This is a genomic window from Mesorhizobium sp. M0590, from assembly GCF_040320905.1.
GTDB lineage: Bacteria > Pseudomonadota > Alphaproteobacteria > Rhizobiales > Rhizobiaceae > Mesorhizobium.
In genome coordinates this window covers 90172-108657 of record NZ_JAMYQN010000002.1, presented here as the reverse complement: position 1 = coordinate 108657, position 18486 = coordinate 90172, and the positions used below count along the sequence as shown (strand labels likewise).

The 18486-nt window shown below is 63.2% G+C and carries 13 protein-coding genes and 1 tRNA gene; 6 read left to right on the top strand and 8 right to left on the bottom strand.

Annotated elements, in window-relative coordinates:
- Positions 1 to 76 precede the first annotated feature (76 nt).
- The 4 genes from NKI52_RS04230 to NKI52_RS04215 form a co-directional block, all read right to left on the bottom strand.
- Entirely contained in the window at positions 77 to 883 is an 807-nt protein-coding gene (locus NKI52_RS04230; protein WP_023676271.1) for an ABC transporter permease, read from the bottom strand.
- Between the two features lie 14 nt (positions 884 to 897).
- Entirely contained in the window at positions 898 to 1563 is a 666-nt protein-coding gene (locus NKI52_RS04225) for an ABC transporter permease (RefSeq protein WP_031211669.1), read from the bottom strand.
- Between the two features lie 212 nt (positions 1564 to 1775).
- Complete coding sequence (locus NKI52_RS04220; RefSeq protein ID WP_352568373.1) at positions 1776 to 2570, bottom strand: transporter substrate-binding domain-containing protein; 795 nt, start codon at positions 2568 to 2570, stop codon at positions 1776 to 1778.
- Positions 2571 to 2621: 51 nt separating this feature from the next.
- The gene (locus NKI52_RS04215; protein ID WP_023676274.1) at positions 2622 to 3431 is read right to left on the bottom strand and encodes an ABC transporter ATP-binding protein; all 810 of its coding nucleotides are present in this window, start codon (positions 3429 to 3431) and stop codon (positions 2622 to 2624) included.
- A 217-nt stretch (positions 3432 to 3648) separates the two neighbouring features.
- Here NKI52_RS04215 and NKI52_RS04210 point away from each other — a divergent pair, with 217 nt between their 5' ends.
- From NKI52_RS04210 to NKI52_RS04200, 3 genes are read left to right on the top strand one after another with little or no spacing between them, the layout of a single operon-like run.
- Positions 3649 to 4497, top strand: coding sequence for a dimethylarginine dimethylaminohydrolase family protein (locus NKI52_RS04210; protein ID WP_352697428.1), 849 nt, complete (start codon positions 3649 to 3651; stop codon positions 4495 to 4497).
- Positions 4494 to 6074: a 5-guanidino-2-oxopentanoate decarboxylase gene (locus NKI52_RS04205; RefSeq protein WP_352578581.1), complete on the top strand. Its 1581-nt coding sequence runs from the start codon at positions 4494 to 4496 to the stop codon at positions 6072 to 6074. The genes NKI52_RS04210 and NKI52_RS04205 overlap by 4 nt, the downstream gene beginning before the upstream one ends.
- 57 nt (positions 6075 to 6131) lie before the next feature.
- Complete coding sequence (locus tag NKI52_RS04200; protein ID WP_023676277.1) at positions 6132 to 6839, top strand: SDR family NAD(P)-dependent oxidoreductase; 708 nt, start codon at positions 6132 to 6134, stop codon at positions 6837 to 6839.
- 107 nt (positions 6840 to 6946) lie between these two features.
- Here the strand turns inward: NKI52_RS04200 and rpsA are convergent, their stop codons facing one another.
- From rpsA to aroA, 3 genes are all read right to left on the bottom strand, one after another.
- A complete protein-coding gene (gene rpsA / locus NKI52_RS04195; protein WP_023676278.1) occupies positions 6947 to 8644 on the bottom strand; it encodes a 30S ribosomal protein S1 in 1698 nt (565 codons plus the stop codon).
- A 205-nt stretch (positions 8645 to 8849) separates the two neighbouring features.
- Positions 8850 to 9500 carry a (d)CMP kinase gene (gene cmk / locus NKI52_RS04190; RefSeq protein WP_352578582.1) on the bottom strand — a complete coding sequence of 217 codons (651 nt, stop codon included), beginning with the start codon at positions 9498 to 9500 and terminating at the stop codon, positions 8850 to 8852.
- A 273-nt stretch (positions 9501 to 9773) separates the two neighbouring features.
- Positions 9774 to 11132 (bottom strand): 3-phosphoshikimate 1-carboxyvinyltransferase, encoded by a 1359-nt coding sequence (gene aroA, locus NKI52_RS04185; protein ID WP_352578583.1) that lies wholly within the window; start codon positions 11130 to 11132, stop codon positions 9774 to 9776.
- Positions 11133 to 11326: 194 nt separating this feature from the next.
- Between aroA and NKI52_RS04180 the strand changes: the two genes are divergently transcribed.
- The gene (locus tag NKI52_RS04180) at positions 11327 to 11716 is read left to right on the top strand and encodes a TIGR02300 family protein (protein WP_023676282.1); all 390 of its coding nucleotides are present in this window, start codon (positions 11327 to 11329) and stop codon (positions 11714 to 11716) included.
- Positions 11717 to 11879: 163 nt separating this feature from the next.
- Positions 11880 to 11955: transfer RNA gene (locus tag NKI52_RS04175), tRNA-Ala, on the top strand.
- A 223-nt stretch (positions 11956 to 12178) separates the two neighbouring features.
- On the opposite strand, the gene NKI52_RS04170 is transcribed toward NKI52_RS04175, so the two are convergent.
- A complete protein-coding gene (locus NKI52_RS04170; protein WP_352697124.1) occupies positions 12179 to 12484 on the bottom strand; it encodes a hypothetical protein in 306 nt (101 codons plus the stop codon).
- A 287-nt stretch (positions 12485 to 12771) separates the two neighbouring features.
- Here NKI52_RS04170 and NKI52_RS04165 point away from each other — a divergent pair, with 287 nt between their 5' ends.
- Positions 12772 to 18483, top strand: coding sequence for a HAMP domain-containing protein (locus NKI52_RS04165; RefSeq protein ID WP_352697427.1), 5712 nt, complete (start codon positions 12772 to 12774; stop codon positions 18481 to 18483).
- Positions 18484 to 18486: the final 3 nt, after the last annotated feature.

The following is an 18486-nucleotide window of genomic DNA, read 5'->3' as shown; positions in this document are numbered from 1 at the left end:
TAGTGAATGGTGAGTGGGACTTAGCCGGTAACACTACGGGCTACTCACTACTGACTATTCACCATTCACTATTCACCTAACCAACCTTGTTCGGAATCCGCGCCTCGATCTTGCCCAGGGTGAAGACGAGGATGCCGGTGATCGCCATATAGATCAACGCCAGGAGCAGCAAGGGTTCATAGGTGAGGTAGGTATCCTGACGCACCTTTGAAGAGACGGCGAATATGTCGATCACGCTGATGGTCGCCACCAGCGGCGTCGATTTCAGCTGCAGCACGGTTTCGCCCGTCAGTGTCGGCAGCGCGCGGTAGAAGGCCTGCGGCAGCCAGATTCGCTGGAAAATCCTCCAGCGGCTCATGCCGAAGGCGCGGGCGGCTTCCAATTGGCCTTTCGGCACGCCGGCGAAAGCGCCTCGCATCACCTCGCCCTCATAACCGGCGAAGGACAGCGTCAGCCCGAGGACGCCATAGGGCCATGCCTGCCTCAGATAGGGCCACATCCAAGACTCGCGAATCCATGGATATTGTGGAAACAGCGAGCCCAGCCCGTAATAGAGCAACCAGAGCTGCAGCAGCAGCGGCGTCCCTCTGATGACGGTGCAGAAGACCTTGGCGGGTGCCGCGAACCAGAACGAGCCCGCAGCCTGCGCCAGCCCGAGCGGCACGGCGAGCAGGAAACCCAGCGTGCAAGTGACGGCAAGAATCCACAGCGCGCGCCAGATGCCGAGCAGTCCTATCCCGTAATATTTAGGCAGCCAGTCCCAGCGCATGAAGACGGCCGCCGCCAAAACCAGCCCCAGCGCGATCAGGATCAGCACGATACGATGCGGCTTCAGCCACAGCGAAGCGCGTGCGGCTATCTCGACGGCCGCTTCGCCAGTCATCACCGGGCCAGCCATCAACGGGCCTCCTTGAGCGACGGCATGCCGCGGCGGGCCCAGCTCTCGATGCGGCCGATGATCAGGTTGGAAACCAGCGTCAACAGAAGGTAGATCGCGCCGGCGGCGACAAAGAATGTCAGATAGGCTTTGGTGACGCCGGCCGCCTGCCGTGTCGCCAATGTCAGCTCGAAAAAGCCGACGACCGCCAGCAGGGCGGTGTCCTTGGTGGCGATCAGCCAGAGATTGGCAAGGCCGGGTATGGCGAACGGCAGCATCGCCGGCAGCGTGATGCGCCGCAGCAGCAGGCCGGGAGACATGCCATAGGCGCGCGCGGCTTCGATCTGGCCCTGCGGAATGGCAAGGATCGCGCCGCGGATCACCTCGGTCGAATAGGCGCCCTGGACGAAGCCGAGCACGGCAATGCCGGCCGCCAGCCCGCTAATGTCCATGCGCTGATAGCCCATTGCCGTCAGCATCTGATTGATCAGGTCGGTGCCGGCGTAATAGAGCAGAAGGATCAGCACCAGCTCCGGCACGGCGCGCACGACGGTCGTATAGACTGCCAGGAGATCGCGCACCACCGGACCACCATACAGCTTGCCGGAGGCGCCGCCGATGCCGATCAAAAGGCCGAGACCGGTGGCGCCGACCGCGATCTCGATCGTATGGAGCAGCCCGACGATGAGCGTTCCACCCCAGCCCGGCGGCACGGGCGAGAGAAGCGCGATGGCAGAGGCGGCCCAAGCCGGAACAAATGCGTCGATCAGCGTCGCCCTCGAATTGCTGGCGCTAAAACCGCCGGCGATCTCCGCCCGCGGAAGCTCGCGTCGATGGATTTCGACGAACCACGCGGCTCTATCGGGGCCGCGTGGTTAATCGCTCATGGATGAGGCAGTCAGTTCGACTGCGTGTCGGCACCGTAAATGTCGAAGTCGAAGTACTTCTTCGAAATCTCGTCATATTTGCCGTTGGCGCGGATGGCCTTGATGCCGGCGTTGATCTTTTCCTTCAACTCGGAGTCTTCCTTGCGGACGCCGGCGCCGACGCCGGGCCCGAGAATGGCCAGATCCGGCGCGACCATGCCCTTCAGATCGCAGCATTGCTTGCCCTGGTCCGATTTTAGGAAGGCGTCGAGGGCAATGGAATCGGCCTGCACCGCGTCGACCCGGCCGGCGGCAAGATCCTGGTTGGCCTCGTCCTGGGTCTGGTATTCCTTGATTTCCGCCGCGTCGGCGAAGTGCTTCTTGGCGTAGTCGGCGTGTACGGTCGAGACTTGGACGCCGATGATCTTGCCCTTGAGGTCCTCCGGTGTTGAGCCGAACTTCTGGTCCTTCGGCCCGATGATCGCAGTCGGGGTGTTGTAATATTTGTCCGAGAAGGCGATCGTCTTCTCGCGCTCGGCGGTGATCGACATCGAGGCGGCGATAAGATCGATCTTCTTGGTCGTCAGCGCCGGAATGATGCCGTCCCAGGCGACGGGGGTGATGACGCAGTCGAGCTTCTCCTCGGCGCAGACGGCATCGATGAATTCGATCTCCCAGCCGACCCATTTGCCGGAAGCGTCCGGCGAGGCGAAGGGCGGATAGGGTTCGGCGGCGACGCCGATCTTGACCGGATCGGCCTTGGCCACGCCCATCGCGGCAACGCCGAGCAGCAGCGCTGCGGCAAAGGTCTTGAGAATAATCTTCATCGTCATGACTCCCAGTTTTGTTGTTGTTCCCGGTTTTCGTCCGCCCACAGTTTAACTGATGTTGCGGATGAACTGCTTCAGCCTTTCGGATTTCGGCGCGCCGAAGATCTGTTCCGGCGGCCCTTCTTCCTCGACCAGCCCGTTGTGGAGGTAGACGACATGCGTCGCGACCTCGCGGGCAAACTTCATCTCATGGGTGACCAGCACCATAGTGCGGCCTTCGCGCGCCAGGTCGCCGATCACCTTCAGCACCTCGCCGACCAGCTCCGGATCGAGCGCCGAGGTCGGCTCGTCGAACAGCATGACGCGCGGGTTGATGGCCAACGCCCTGGCAATCGCGGCGCGCTGCTGTTGGCCGCCCGACAGATAGGCGGGATAGACGTCGCGTTTTTCGGCCAGGCCGACGCGGGCGAGCAATTTTTCCGCCTCGCCGATCGCCACATCGCGCTTGACGCCGAGCACATGCACGGGAACCTCGATGACGTTCTCGATCAACGTCATGTGGCTCCACAGATTGAAGTTCTGGAAGACCATGCCGAGCTTGGAGCGGATGCGTTCGATCTGCTTGCGGTCGGCGGGCACGGTGTGGCCGTAGCTGTCGGCCTTCAGCTTTATCTCTTCGCCATTGACCCGGATGATGCCGCTGGTCGGGTTCTCCAGGCAGTTGATGCAGCGCAGCAGCGTCGATTTGCCCGAGCCGCTGCCGCCGATGATGGCGATCACCTCGCCATCGCGCGCCGACAGCGAAACGCCCTTCAATACATGCAGCTTGCCGAAATTCTTGTGCAGGTTCTCGACGTGGATGGCTTCGGCAGCGCCGTTCTGCGCCGTATGCTTCAGGGCGGTGGCCGGCGCTGTCATCGTCGCGGCGCCCCGCGGAGCAGCCGAGGCAGTGCTTGCTGGAATTTTTTACCCATTACCCGTCACTGGACAGCGTTCCGATTCTCAAGATGGACCGTTCCGCTTGCCTCCGTCAACCGCAGTTTTTGGACCATTGATCACGGCCTGCCGAGTGGCTATTGGCAGGAGGGGCGCGTTTCAGGAGAACTTAGTGGGCAAAGCATACGGGTCGCAGTCGATGGCCGGGCCGCTGCAGCGCGTGCTGATGCGCTCCGCCGCCAGCGCCATGCGTCGGGCCGAAGCGCTGGAGTGGCACTATGGCCCCGGCTTCGATCCACAAAAAGCGGCAGCCCAGCATGATGCACTGGCCAGGCTGATTTCTGTCTCAGGCGCCGAAATCGAATGGCTGAGCGACGCCGATGACGGGCTTGCCGATTCGGTCTTTACCCACGATCCGTCGCTGATGACCGACCATGGCGCGGTCATCCTTGCCATGGGCAAGGCGCTGCGCCGGCGAGAGCCCGGCCTGCACGAGGCAGCCTACGGGCGCATGGGCATCCCCGTCCTCGGCCGTATCGAGGCTCCCGGCCAGGTCGAGGGCGGCGACTGCGTGTGGGTGGATGCAAACACGCTGGCCGTCGGCCGCGGCGTGCGCACCAATCAGCACGGCATCCAGCAGCTCTCCAACCTGCTTTCACCCAAGGGCATCCAGGTCTATGGCTTCGACCTCCCGCTCTGGCAGGGCGAGGAGGCCTGCCTGCATCTGATGTCGGTGATCAGCCCGCTCGCAGACGATCTGGCGCTGGTCTATGCGCCCCTCCTGCCGGTCGCCTTCCACCAGATGCTGCGCGAACGCGGCATTCGGCTGGTCGAGGGCGACGCCGACGAATTCTTCGTCTCGAATGGGCTCAGCCTGAACGTGCTGCCGACCGCGCCGCGCCAGGTTATCGCCGTTGCCGGTTTTCCGAAGACGGCGGCTGCCATGCAAGCCGCCGGCTGTACGGTCTCGACATTCGAGGCCGATGCGCTGTGCATTGCCTGCGAGGGCGGCCCTACCTGCCTCACGCGCCCGGTGCTAAGACAATGACGACCATCGGCGAAGCGCTCATCACCTTGCTCGAAGCGCACGGCGTCGACACCGTCTTCGGCATTCCCGGCGTACACACGGTCGAGCTCTATCGCGGGCTTGCGCGATCGAAGATCCGTCACGTCACGCCGCGCCACGAGCAGGGCGCCGGCTTCATGGCTGACGGCTATGCGCGCGCCAGCGGCAGGCCGGGTATCGCCTTCGTCATCACCGGGCCGGGGCTGACCAACACCATCACCGCCATGGGTCAGGCGCGCGCCGATTCGGTACCCATGCTGGTAATCTCGGGCGTCAACGCCACACCGACGCTGGGCAAAGGCCTTGGCCACCTGCATGAACTGCCGGACCAGCGCGGCATGATGGAGAAGGTGGCGCTGTTTTCGCACCGTGTCACCGAGGCCGGCGAACTGCCCGGCGTGCTCGCCCGCGCCTTTGCGCTGTTCTCATCCTCGCGTCCGGGTCCGGTGCATATTGAGATCCCGACCGATGTCATGACCATGCCGGCAGACGGCATCGTGCCGCTGCTGCGGAATTCAGCGCCGCCCGGGCCGGATGTGGCGGCGATTGCAGAGGCGGCAAGGCTGTGCGCGTCTGCCAGCCTGCCGCTTATCCTCGCCGGTGGCGGCGCCAAAGCGGCCGAAGCGCCGTTGCAGCGCCTGGCCGAGAGGTTGGGAGCGCCGGTCGTCCAGACCGCCAATGCGCGCGGCCTGCTCTATCGTCATCCGCTTGGCGTGCCGGCCAGCCCCAGCCTGAAGGCGGTGCGTGCGCTGATGGCCGGCGCCGATCTGGTCATTGCCGCCGGCACCGAATTCGGTCCGACCGACTATGATGGCTATGGCGACGGCGGTTTTGTCCTGCCCGCCAACCTGATCCGCATCGACATCGGCGCCGACCAGCTTGCCCGCCGGCCTGCGCGGATTTCGATCCAGGCCGATTGCGGAGCGGCGCTCAAGGCGCTGCTTGCCGAAATCGGCACGCACGAGACGCCATTGGATGATGGTTCAGCCCGCGCCGCCGCGACGCGGCAGGCGGCCTTTGCCGAGATTGGCCCGGCCATGCAGGCGCAACTGCGCGCCGTCGAGACGATCCGCGATGCGCTGCCTGGCGCGATCATCGTCGGCGATTCGACCCAGCCGGTCTACGCCGCCAACCTCTATTACGATCATGACCGGCCGGGCGGCTGGTTCAACGCCGCCACCGGCTTCGGCGCGCTCGGCTATGGCCCGCCGGCGGCGATCGGTGCCGTCCTTGCCAGGCCTGAGGCGCCGGTCGTTTGCCTCACCGGCGACGGCGGCTTCCAGTTCACCCTGCCGGAACTGGGCGCCGCGCTCGACGCGGCGGCGCCGGTGATCTTCACAGTCTGGAACAATCGTGGCTACCGCGAGATCGAAACCTCGATGCTCGACGTCGGCGTCGAGCCGGTCGGCGTCTCCCCGGCACCGCCGGATTTCTGCAAATTGGCCGAAGCCTACGGCATTGCCGCCGAGCGGATTTCCGGCACCGGCGGCTTGGCGGACGCGCTTGGGCGCGCGCGGGCGACTGGACGACCTTACGTCATCGAGATTTCGGTTGAGTGATCGCGCGAAAGGCGCGACCTTCCGCATCGGCGGCGCGCAATGACGGAGCGGTCGAATATGACGGAAACACTGGACGGCAGACATATCGTGGTGACCGGCGGCACCGGTGCCCTTGGCGGCGCGGTCGTAGGAAAACTGCTGGAGCAGGGCGCGATCTGCCATGTGCCCAATGCCCACGCTGCCGCGCCTGCGCATTTTCCCTTTCCGGCGCATGACCGCGTCAGGCTGGCGCACAATGTCGACCTTGCCGACCCTGCCAAGGTCGACGCCTTCTATGCCAGCGTTCCAGATTTATGGGCATCGGTGCATCTTGCCGGCGGCTTCACCGCGGCGCCGGTCGAGAAGATCGAACCCGCCTCCTTCGCCGAGATGATGGACACCAATGCCCGCACCACCTTTCTGTGCTGCCGCGCGGCGATACGCTCGATGCTGGGATCTTCCGTGCCGGGTCGCATCGTCAATGTCACCGCGCGAGCCGGGCTCGATCCGCGGCGCGGCTCCGGCAAGGTGGCCTACGCCGCCGCCAAGGCGGCAGTCGCCGCGATGACCGTGGCGATAGCCGAAGAGCTGAAGGGCAACGGCATCCTGGTCAACGCCGTGGCGCCTTCGACGCTCGACACGCCGGCCAACCGGGCTGACATGCCGAACGCAGATTTCAGCAGATGGGTCAGCCTTGAAGCGGCCGCCGAGGCCATTGCCTATCTCGCCTCGCCGGCCAACATGGCGATCAGCGGCACGCTGGTGCCGCTCTACGGCAGGGCCTAAGCCTGCGGCTCGTCACAAGCGAAAGGTCACAAGCAAAAGCCCCGCCGGATCGTTCCGGCGGGGCTTTTTTTGTTTCGTTTATAACCCGCGCGAGGCGCGGTGTTGGCTTAGCTGCCCTGCTTCTTCAGCGCGGCACCCAAAATATCGCCCAGCGAAGCGCCGGAATCGGTTGAGCCGTACTGAGCGACCGCTTCCTTCTCTTCGGCGATTTCCAGCGCCTTGATCGAGACCTGCAGCTTGCGGGTCTTCTTGTCGAAGGCGATGACGCGGGCGTCGACTTTCTGGCCGACGGTGAAGCGCTCGGGGCGCTGCTCGTCGCGGTCACGGCTGAGGTCGGAGCGCTTGATGAAGGTCTCGATGCCGCTGTCGACCAGCCGCACTTCCAGACCGCCATCCTTCACGCCGATAACCTCGCAGGTGACGACTGCGTTCTTGCGCAGTTCGCCTGACGTCGCTGCTTCGCCGACCGTATCCTTGGCCAGCTGCTTGATGCCGAGCGAGATGCGTTCCTTGTCGATGTCGACGTCGAGCACCTGCGCCTTGACCATGTCGCCGCGATTGTACTCCTCGATCACCTGCTCGCCAGGACGGGTCCAGTCGAGGTCGGAAAGGTGGACCATGCCGTCGACGTCGCCTTCGAGGCCGATGAACAGGCCGAACTCGGTCTTGTTCTTGACCTCGCCCTCGACCTGGCTGCCGACCGGGTGGCTGCGCGCGAAGGCCTCCCACGGGTTCTCCAGCGTCTGCTTGAGGCCGAGCGAGATGCGGCGCTTGGCCGGATCGACTTCGAGCACCACCACGTCGACTTCCTGCGTCGTCGACAGGATCTTGCCGGGATGCACGTTCTTCTTGGTCCACGACATTTCCGAAACGTGGATGAGGCCTTCGATGCCCGGCTCCAGCTCGACGAACGCGCCGTAGTCGGTGATGTTGGTGACGGTACCCTTGATCTTCTTGCCGATCGGGAACTTGGTGCCGATCTCGGACCACGGATCGCTCTCGAGCTGCTTCATGCCGAGCGAGATGCGGTGGGTTTCCTGGTTGATGCGGATGATCTGCACCTTGACCGTCTGGCCGATATTGAGGATTTCGGTCGGATGGTTGACGCGGCGCCATGCCATGTCGGTGACGTGCAGCAAGCCGTCGATGCCGCCGAGGTCGACGAACGCACCATAGTCGGTGATGTTCTTGACGACGCCTTCGACCACCTGGCCCTCTTCGAGGTTCTGCACGATTTCCGAACGCTGTTCGGCGCGGCTTTCCTCGAGCACGGTGCGGCGCGACACCACGATGTTGCCGCGGCGGCGATCCATCTTGAGGATCTCGAAGGGCTGCGGGTTGTGCATCAGCGGCGAGACGTCGCGGATCGGGCGGATATCGACCTGGCTGCGCGGCAGGAAGGCAACGGCACCGTCGAGGTCGACGGTAAAGCCGCCCTTGACCTGGTTGAAGATGACGCCTTCGACGCGTTCGCCCTTGGTGAATTTCTCCTCGAGACGGACCCAGCTCTCTTCGCGGCGGGCCTTTTCACGCGACAGCATGGCTTCGCCAAGCGCGTTCTCGATGCGCTCGACATAGACCTCGACCGTGTCGCCGACCTTGAGCGTCGTGTCCTTGCCCTTGACGCCGAATTCCTTCAGCGGCACGCGGCCTTCGACCTTGAGGCCGACGTCGATGATGGCCATGTCCTTTTCAATGGCTGTGATGATGCCCTTGACGACCTGGCCTTCGCCGGAATGGCCGGCGGAAAATGATTCTTCGAGCAGGCTCGCGAAATCATCGCGAGTGGGATTTGCAACTGACATAGTTTCTCCTGGAATGCCCCGCAATCTGTCGCGGGGCGGGCGCCGTGGGTTAGCGTTGCGTTGGCCTGCCGGCGTTCCGGGCAAAAAGCCCTTGGCCGCCCTTGAGCGGCAATTCCGGCGCATGAAGAATGCTAGCAGGCTGGTTCATACCCGATATGGGAAGTCTTTTTGTCGCCGGCAATCGGCGGCGGCAGGAAAACCCGGCTCAGGCTTCGTTTCTCTTGGCCAGGACATCGTCGATGATCGCCTGAGCTGCCAGAAACGCGGCCTCTATAGCCATTTCCGACGTGTCGAGCAAGTGCGCATCGGCGGCGGGCTTCAAGGGCGAGTCCATGCGGCCCATGTCGCGCTCGTCGCGGCGCACGATATCGGCAAGGATTTCATCGAAATTGGCAGTGCCGCCGATGCTCTCGATTTCATCCAGCCGCCGCTTTGCCCGCACCTCGGCGCTGGCCGTGACATAGAGTTTTACGTCGGCATCGGGACAGACGACGGTGCCGATGTCGCGGCCGTCGAGCACCGCACCCGGCGGGGTTTTTGCAAAGTCGCGCTGCTTGTCGACCAGTATGCGCCGGACCGACGGGATGACAGCCACTTTCGAAGCCGCCTCGCCGACCGCGTGTGCCGCCAGCACGGCGCGGTCGAGCTTTGCCAGATCGACCTGGCGAGCCGCGGTTTCAGCGGCCGAGACATTGTCGAGCGGCAGGCCGAGCCGGAGCAGCGAATGCGCCACCGCGCGATAGGTAAGACCGGTGTCGAGCAGGTTCAGCCGGTAGTGATCGGCCAGCCGCCGGGCAAGGGTGCCTTTGCCGGCACCGGCAGGTCCGTCGATGGCGATGGTGAAAGTTGAGGTCATTGGCCGCCCACCGGAATCGAAAAGCGCAATGATCCAGATAGGCGTGGCGATCCTTCGCGCCCCCCTCTGTCCTGCCGGACATCTCCCCCACTTGGGGGGAGATCGGCGGCCATCGCGGCTTTCGCCAATTGTCTACGTCGCAGGATTGAGCGGAGCGCCGAAGCTGCCAATCTCTCTCCTTGTGGGGGAGATGTCCGGCAGGACAGAGGGGGGCGCTGTCCCGCCGACGTTGCAGTTTGGCCCCAACCCCCAAGGCTATTGATTGCCATCAAGCTACTCGATCTCCGCGCCCAGCCCCTTCATCAGTCCCATGAATTCCGGAAAGCTCGTTGCGATCATCGCCTGATCGTCGATGGTCACCGGTTTTTCCGTCGCCAGCCCCATCACCAGGAAGCTCATGGCTATGCGGTGGTCGAGATGGGTCTGGACGATGGTGCCCTGTCCGTTGGGGTGTTGGCCGAGGCCCTTGCCGCCGGGTTTTCCGCGCACGACAAGCGAGGCCTCGCCTTCGCTGCAATCGACGCCGTTGAGCTTCAGCCCTTCGGCCACTGCCGACAGCCGGTCGGATTCCTTCACGCGCAGCTCTTCCAGCCCGAGCATCAGCGTTTCGCCCTCGGCGAAGCTGGCCGCCACGGCAAGCACCGGATACTCGTCGATCATCGTCGGCGCCCGTTCGGGCGGTACGGTGACGCCTTTCAGCTCGGAGTAACGCACGCGCAGGTCGGCGACCTCTTCGCCGCCTTCATTGCGGCGGTCGAGAATGTCGATCCGGGCGCCCATTTCCTGCAGCGTCAGCAGAAGGCCTGTGCGGGTCGGGTTCATCAGCACGTTTTCGATGATAATGTCCGAACCCGGCACGATCAGCGCCGCCACCAGCGGAAAGCCGGCCGAGGAGGGGTCGCCAGGCACCGCGATCGTCTGCCCCGTGAGCTTGCCCTGGCCTTCGATGAAAATGTGGCGCACGCCGCGCTCGTCGGTCTCGACCGACAGATTGGCGCCGAACCCCTTGAGCATCTTTTCGGTGTGGTCGCGCGTCATAACCGGCTCGATGACGGTGGTGATGCCCGGCGTGTTCAGCCCAGCCAGCAGCACCGCCGACTTGACCTGCGCCGATGCCATAGGCACGCGGTAGGTGATCGGCGCGGCGTGCTTGGGCCCGTGCAGCGTGATCGGCATGCGGTCGCCGGGCGTCGCCTTCAGCACCTGCACGCCCATCTGGCGGAGCGGTTCGAGCACCCGGCCCATCGGCCGGCCCGACAGCGAGGCGTCGCCGATGAAGGTGGTTTCCATGTCATAGGTGCCGACCAGGCCCATGGTGAGGCGTGAGCCCGTGCCGGCATTGCCGAAATCGAGCGGGCCTACCGGCTGCAGCAGCGCGCCGTTGCCGGTACCGCGGATCACCCACTCAGCGCCATGCTTCTCGATATGGGCGCCCATGGCCTTCATGGCAGCGCCCGTACGCATCACGTCCTCGCCTTCCAGCAGCCCGGTGATGCGGGTTTCGCCGGAGGCCAGGCCACCGAACATGAACGAGCGGTGCGAGATCGACTTGTCGCCCGGCACCCGTGCCGCGCCTGAAAGGCCAGATGATTTGCGGGCGGTGGCCTGCTTCGGGGCGGCAGTGTGCGACATGGTTCTTTCCTGGAAACGCCGGCGGCCGGCCATTTTCTGCTGGTTTGCGGGGTCTCCTATCATGGCGTACCGAAATGGTCATCCCCTTGGTATGAAGGCCTTCGAATTCAAGCTTTTTGGGACGCCGGCTTTTCGCTTTGACAGCGCCGTAAACTCTGGTTAAGGGGACCAAACTTTCATCGACGAGGCTTGCTGTGGCAAAACCCGAACTTGGCACCAAACGCATCGACCCGGAGACGGGTCGAAAATTCTATGACTTGAACAAGGACCCGATCGTCTCGCCTTACACGGGCAAGAGCTATCCGCGCTCCTATTTCGAAGAAGGCAAGATCGCCGCTCTCGAGGAGGAAGAGGAAGTTGCCGAGAAGGAAGTGGACGCCGAGGAGGAAGAGGGCGTCGAGGTCGTCTCGCTCGAAGAGGCGGACGAGGACGCGAAGGCCGACGAGCTTCCCGATCTCGGCGATGACGAAGACGACGTTGACCTTGGCGATGACGAGGATGACACGTTCCTCGCCGACGAGGAGGAAGAAGACGACGACGTTGCCGACATGATCGGCGTCGGCGAAGACGACGACGAGGTCTGAGCGAACCGCATTCGCCGGCTTTCGCGGCGCTGCCTAGAAAAAGCGGTTCTTGAAGGCTTGATATTGACTGAAGGCGGGGTTAGAAGCCGCCTTCACTAACGGCGCGGTCTAGAACCCGCGCCGGATCTCTTCGCCGGAAACGGCGCCGGTGAACTGCCGGAGTGGGGCCATAGCTCAGTTGGGAGAGCGCTTGAATGGCATTCAAGAGGTCGTCGGTTCGATTCCGATTGGCTCCACCAGTTCTCTCCGCGAAATCAGCAGAACGCCCGCCCGCCCGTCCGGGCTGGCCGTCGCAGAACCTAGCTGAGACTACTGTAATCGGCCGCCCTACTTGGGCTCGCCGATCCATTCAGAAGTAGTGAGCCCGTGCCCGGTCTGTGCATTTTTCTGGCTGTGGTTTGAACCGCGAGCACCGGGACTCGACCAGGCAGCGGGCTGAAATGATCGCTGCGCAAAACTCCGTTACTTGTTGCAGTTCTGCATATCCGACGTCATAGCGCCGCTGGGGGTGTTGTTGTCGGTATCGATGCCCGCCGTATCCTTGCAGCGGTCCTCCATACCGTTTGTCTGCGGCGTGGTAGAGTTCGTTGCGTTCGGATCGATCGTGTTCGGGGTAGTTGCGCTGCCGGTCCCGGTGTTGCCGGCGGAAGTGCCTGTGTTGACGCCGGTATTGCCATCGGCGCTACCGGTCCCGGAGCCCATGGATTGTGCCATGGCAGATGTGGCCAGGCCGATAGCAAGTAGGGATGCAGAGAGAATTTTCATCATCTTAGTGTCTCCATAGAGTTGCATCGCTCTATCGCGATCTATACCAACGAGAGTTTTTTCGAGATGTTCCGTTGGGCAGAAATATTGATCGATACAATCATTATGGATCTTTGTTGCTCGTCATTTCGTGAATGCGACTGCGAAATTCCTGCCGCATAGCGGCAATTTCGTCTGGAACCAAATCGAGCATGCCGCGTTCTTGCGCTTGCGGGGAGTTGTGTCGGCCGCAGGGGACAGTTTCACCAGGACATTCAAGAAATCCGTGAGCTGGGAGGGGCGCTGTGAGCGTGCTTGCATCCACAAGGCAATTGGACCACCGTCAAATACTGAACGCGCTGAAGGCTTTTCGGAGCGGTGACTTCTCCGTTCGCATCGACAATATCTATTCTGGCCTCGATTCGGAGATCGCCGACACCTTCAACGAAATCGTCGAGCTCAACGATCAGGTCACGCGCGAGTTTGAGCGCCTCAGCAAGGTCGTCGGCAAGGATGGCCGGATCGGCGAACGCGGCCGTGTCCGCAACGCCACCGGCAGTTGGGAATCGAGCGTCCGTTCCGTCAACGATCTGATCGAGGACATGGTTCAGCCGACGGCCGAAGTGGCGCGCGTCATCGGCGCGGTGGCCAAGGGTGACCTGTCGCAGACGATGATGGTCGAAATCGACGGCCGGCAGCTGCGCGGCGAATTCCTGCGCATCGGCAAGATCGTCAACACCATGGTCGGGCAACTGGCCTCCTTCGCCTCGGAAGTGACGCGCGTGGCGCGCGAGGTCGGCACCGAAGGCAAGCTCGGCGGCCAGGCCCGCGTGAAAGGTGTGGCCGGGACCTGGAAGGACCTGACCGACAACGTCAACGCGATGGCGACGAACCTGACCGGGCAGGTGCGCAACATCGCCGAGGTGACGACCGCCGTCGCTTCCGGCGACCTGTCGAAGAAGATTACCGTCGACGTGAAAGGCGAAATCCTCGAACTCAAGAACACCATCAACACGATGGTCGACCAGCTCAATTCCTTCGCCTCGGAAGTGACGCGCGTCGCGCGCGAAGTCGGTACAGAAGGCAAGCTCGGCGGCCAGGCGCGCGTCGAAGGTGTCGGCGGCACCTGGAAGGACCTGACCGACAACGTCAACCTGATGGCCGAGAACCTGACCGGCCAGGTGCGCAATATAGCCGAGGTGACGACGGCTGTGGCGCTGGGCGACCTGTCGAAGAAGATCACCGTCGACGTCAAGGGCGAGATCCTCGAGCTGAAATCGACTATCAACACCATGGTCGACCAGCTGAATTCATTTGCCGGCGAGGTGACGCGCGTCGCCCGCGAGGTCGGCACCGAGGGCAAGCTCGGCGGCCAGGCTCAGGTGCGCGGCGTCGCCGGCACCTGGAAGGACCTGACCGACAACGTCAATTCGATGGCCGAGAACCTGACCGGCCAGGTGCGCAACATCGCCGAGGTGACGACTGCGGTCGCTTCGGGCGACTTGTCGAAGAAGATCACCGTCGCCGTGCAGGGCGAAATCCTCGAGCTCAAGGACACCATCAACACGATGGTCGATCAATTGAACTCCTTCGCCTCCGAAGTGACGCGCGTCGCCCGCGAGGTCGGCACCGAGGGCAAGCTCGGCGGCCAGGCCGAAGTGAAGGGCGTCGGCGGCACCTGGAAGGACCTGACCGACAACGTCAATCTGATGGCCGCCAACCTGACCGGCCAGGTCCGCAACATCGCCGAGGTGACGACCGCCGTCGCCCGCGGCGACCTGTCGAAAAAGATCACCGTCGACGTCAAGGGCGAAATCCTGGAGCTCAAGGACACCGTCAACACGATGGTCGACCAGCTGAACTCCTTCGCCTCCGAAGTGACGCGTGTGGCGCGCGAAGTGGGTTCGGAAGGCAAGCTCGGCGGCCAGGCGCATGTCGAGGGTGTCGGCGGCACCTGGAAGGACCTGACCGACAACGTCAACGCCATGGCCGGCAATCTGACCGTGCAGTTGCGCGACGTCTCCAAGGTGGCGACGGCAATTGCGACCGGCGATTTGACCCAGAAGATCACCGTCGATGCGCTGGGCGAGATCCTGCAGATCAAGGACGTCATCAATACGATGGTCGACCAGCTGAATTCCTTCGCCTCCGAGGTGACGCGCGTGGCGCGCGAGGTCGGTTCGGACGGCAAGCTCGGCGGCCAGGCGCAGGTGCGCGGCGTTGCCGGCACCTGGAAGGACTTGACCGACAATGTCAATGCGATGGCTGCCAACCTGACCGGCCAGGTGCGCAACATCGCCGAGGTGACGACGGCAGTGGCGCTGGGCGACCTGTCGAAGAAGATCACGGTCGATGTGCGCGGCGAGATCCTCGAGCTCAAGGACACCATCAATACGATGGTCGACCAGCTGAATTCCTTTGCCTCGGAGGTGACGCGCGTTGCGCGCGAGGTCGGCACCGAAGGCAAGCTCGGCGGCCAGGCGCAGGTGCGCGGCGTTGCCGGCACCTGGAAGGATCTGACCGACAATGTGAATTCGATGGCCGAGAACCTGACCGGCCAGGTCCGCAACATCGCCGAGGTGACCACCGCAGTGGCGCGCGGCGACCTGTCGAAGAAGATCACCGTCGACGTCAAGGGCGAGATCCTGGAGCTGAAATCGACGATCAACACCATGGTCGACCAGCTGAACTCCTTTGCCGGCGAAGTGACGCGTGTCGCCCGCGAGGTCGGCACCGAGGGCAAGCTCGGCGGCCAGGCGCGGGTCGAGGGCGTTGCCGGCACCTGGAAGGACCTGACCGACAACGTCAACCTGATGGCGACGAACCTGACCAACCAGGTGCGCGGCATCGCCGATGTCGTGACCGCGGTCGCGCAAGGCAATCTCAAGCGCAAGCTGACGGTCGATGCCAAGGGCGAGATCGCCTCGCTCGCCGACACCATCAACGGCATGATCGAGACGCTGGCGACCTTCGCCGACCAGGTGACCAACGTCGCCCGCGAAGTGGGCATCGAAGGCAAGCTCGGCGGCCAGGCCCGGGTGCCCGGCGCTGCCGGCCTTTGGCGCGACCTGACCGACAATGTCAATCAGCTCGCGGCCAACCTGACCACCCAGGTGCGCGCCATCGCCGAGGTGTCGACGGCGGTGACCAAGGGCGATCTGACCCGCTCGATCAGCGTCCAGGCCTCCGGCGAGGTGGCGGCGCTGAAAGACAACATCAACGAGATGATCCGCAATTTGAAGGACCAGACGCTGAAGAATGCCGAGCAGGACTGGCTGAAGACCAATCTCGCCCGCTTCTCGCGCATGCTGCAGGGCGAGCGCGACCTGGCCACGATCTCGCGCCTCATCATGTCCGAACTCGCCCCGCTGGTGAATGCGCAATATGGCGTGTTCTATGTGACCAACCGCGACGAGGATGAATTCTATCTGGAGCTCGCCGCCTCCTATGGCGCCGAAAGCAAGGCGGAAATCAAGCAACGCCTCGATCTGCGTGAAGGGCTTGTCGGGCAGAGTGCCGCCGACAAGCGCGCCATCATGCTGGACAATGTGCCGCCGAATTTCCTGCGCGTTACCTCCGGCCTTGGCAATGCCGCGCCGGCGAACGTGATCATTCTTCCGGCTCTGTTCGAAGACGAGGTGAAGGCCGTCATCGAACTCGCCTCGTTCAGCGAATTCCGCGACACGCACCAGTCGTTCCTCAACCAGCTGATGGAATCCGTCGGCATCGTTCTCAACACCATCGCCGCCACCATGCGCACCGAAGGCCTGCTCAAGCAGTCGCAGCTGCTGACCTCGGAATTGCAGGCGCGTCAGACCGAACTGACCAAGAAGCAGGAGGAGCTGCACGCCACCAATGAGGAGCTGCAGGAAAAGGCGCAGCTGCTCGAGAACGAAAAGAAGCAGGTGGAGAACAAGAACCTGGAAATCGAGATGGCGCGGCGGGCGCTGGAGGAGAAGGCCGAGCAGCTGGCGCTTACCTCGAAATACAAGTCGGAATTCCTCGCCAATATGAGCCACGAACTGCGCACGCCGCTGAACTCGCTGCTCATCCTTTCAAACCTGCTCGCAACCAACCAGCAGGGCAATCTCAACGACAAGCAGGTCGAGTTCGCGCGCACCATCAATTCGGCCGGCACCGACCTCTTGAGCCTCATCAACGACATCCTCGACCTGTCGAAGATCGAATCGGGCACCGTCTCGATCGATATCAACGATATGCCCGTGGTGCATCTTCGCCAGCATATGGAGCGAACCTTCCGGCAGCTGGCGACCGACAAGGGACTTGGCTTCACCATCAATGTCGACCCCGAGCTGCCGGAGACCGTCCGCACCGACGAGAAGCGCTTGCAGCAGATCGTGCTCAACCTTTTGTCGAACGCCTTCAAGTTCACCTCGCAAGGCGAGGTCCGCTTGAATTTCCGGGCCGAAAAGACGGGCCGTCACAACGGTTCGGCGCAACCGATGGAGGCGCTCGCGATCGTGGTCAGCGATACCGGCATCGGTATTCCGCAAGACAAGCAGAAGCTAATTTTCGAGGCCTTCCAGCAGGCCGACGGCACCACAAGCCGCAAATATGGCGGCACCGGGCTTGGGCTCTCGATCAGCCGGGAGATTGCCCGGCTGCTCGGCGGCGAATTGCGGGTCGAGAGCACGCCGGGCAAGGGTTCGACGTTCACTCTGGTCATTCCATTCGACGGACCCCGGATGGCCTTGGCCCCGCAAGCGGCGTTGCTGCCGGCGATGGAGGTGGCCGCGACGACAGCGCAGCCGAGCCCGCCGTCCTCCGAATTGCTCGATGACCGCGACACGATCTCGTCGGAAGATCGGGTCGTGCTGATCGTCGAGGACGACCCGACCTTCGGCGGTTTGCTGCTCGGCCTTGCACGTTCGGCCGGGCTGAAAGGCGTCCTGTCGACCGCAGGCTCCGGCACGCTGGCTTTGGCACGCAAGCTGGTTCCCGACGCGATTACGCTCGATCTCGGACTATCGGATATCGACGGCTGGGTGTTGTTCGATCTGCTTCGCCATGACCCGAAAACCAAGGACATTCCCGTTCATGTCATCTCGGGCGCCGAAGACATCGAGGTGCTTGCCCGCAAGGGTGCATCCAGCATTTCAACCAAGCCCGTATCGTCGGACGAACTGATGAAGGTCTTCCAGGATATTCATTCCAGAAAGCTCCGCGTCCAGAGCCGCGTCCTGATCGCCGATCCCGATCCCGAGCGCCGCCTTTCGCTGATCGAGGCGATCCGCGACGGCGTCACCTCGGTTACGGCGATCGGCCGCGTCGCAGCGAATGCGGACGAAATCGGCATCGCCAACTATGATGCCGTTGTGCTCGGCTTTGGCCGCTCGGCCAAGGACAACGCCCAGATGCTGGATGAGATTGCCATCCTGTTCGGGCAGTCGGTGTCGCGACTGCTGTTCTTTGCGCCTCATCCGGAAGCGCTGCAACAGTCGCTCGCCTTGCATCCGGCATTGGCGGATGTTCCGCGGGCGGAGAATTTCGCGCAGCTGGCTCTCCTGATGTCGGCAACACTCCCCGGGCGAGGCCACGAAAACGATGGTGCGGCAGCCGAACAGCCGGACAAATTCGACCTCGCCGGCGCAAAGGTCCTCATCGTCGACGACGACATCCGCAACATCTATTCGCTTACCAGCGTTCTCGAGACCTATGACATCCAGGTGCTGCATGCGGAGCGCGGCCGGGAAGGTATCGCGCTTCTGGAGCAGAGCCCGGATATCGATGCGGCACTGATCGATATCATGATGCCGGAAATGGATGGCTACGAGACGATGCGGCAGATCCGCAGCATGCCGGCGATCGCCCATATCCCGTTGATCTCGGTCACAGCCAAGGCAATGAAGGGCGACCGGCAGAAGTGCCTCGACGCCGGCGCCTCCGACTACATCGCCAAGCCTGTCGACCTCGATCTGCTGTTGGCATTGCTGCGTGTCTGGATCGGCCGTTCGCGATCCCGTGTCCATGGTCCGGAAAAGACGCTCATGGCAGTGAACTGACGG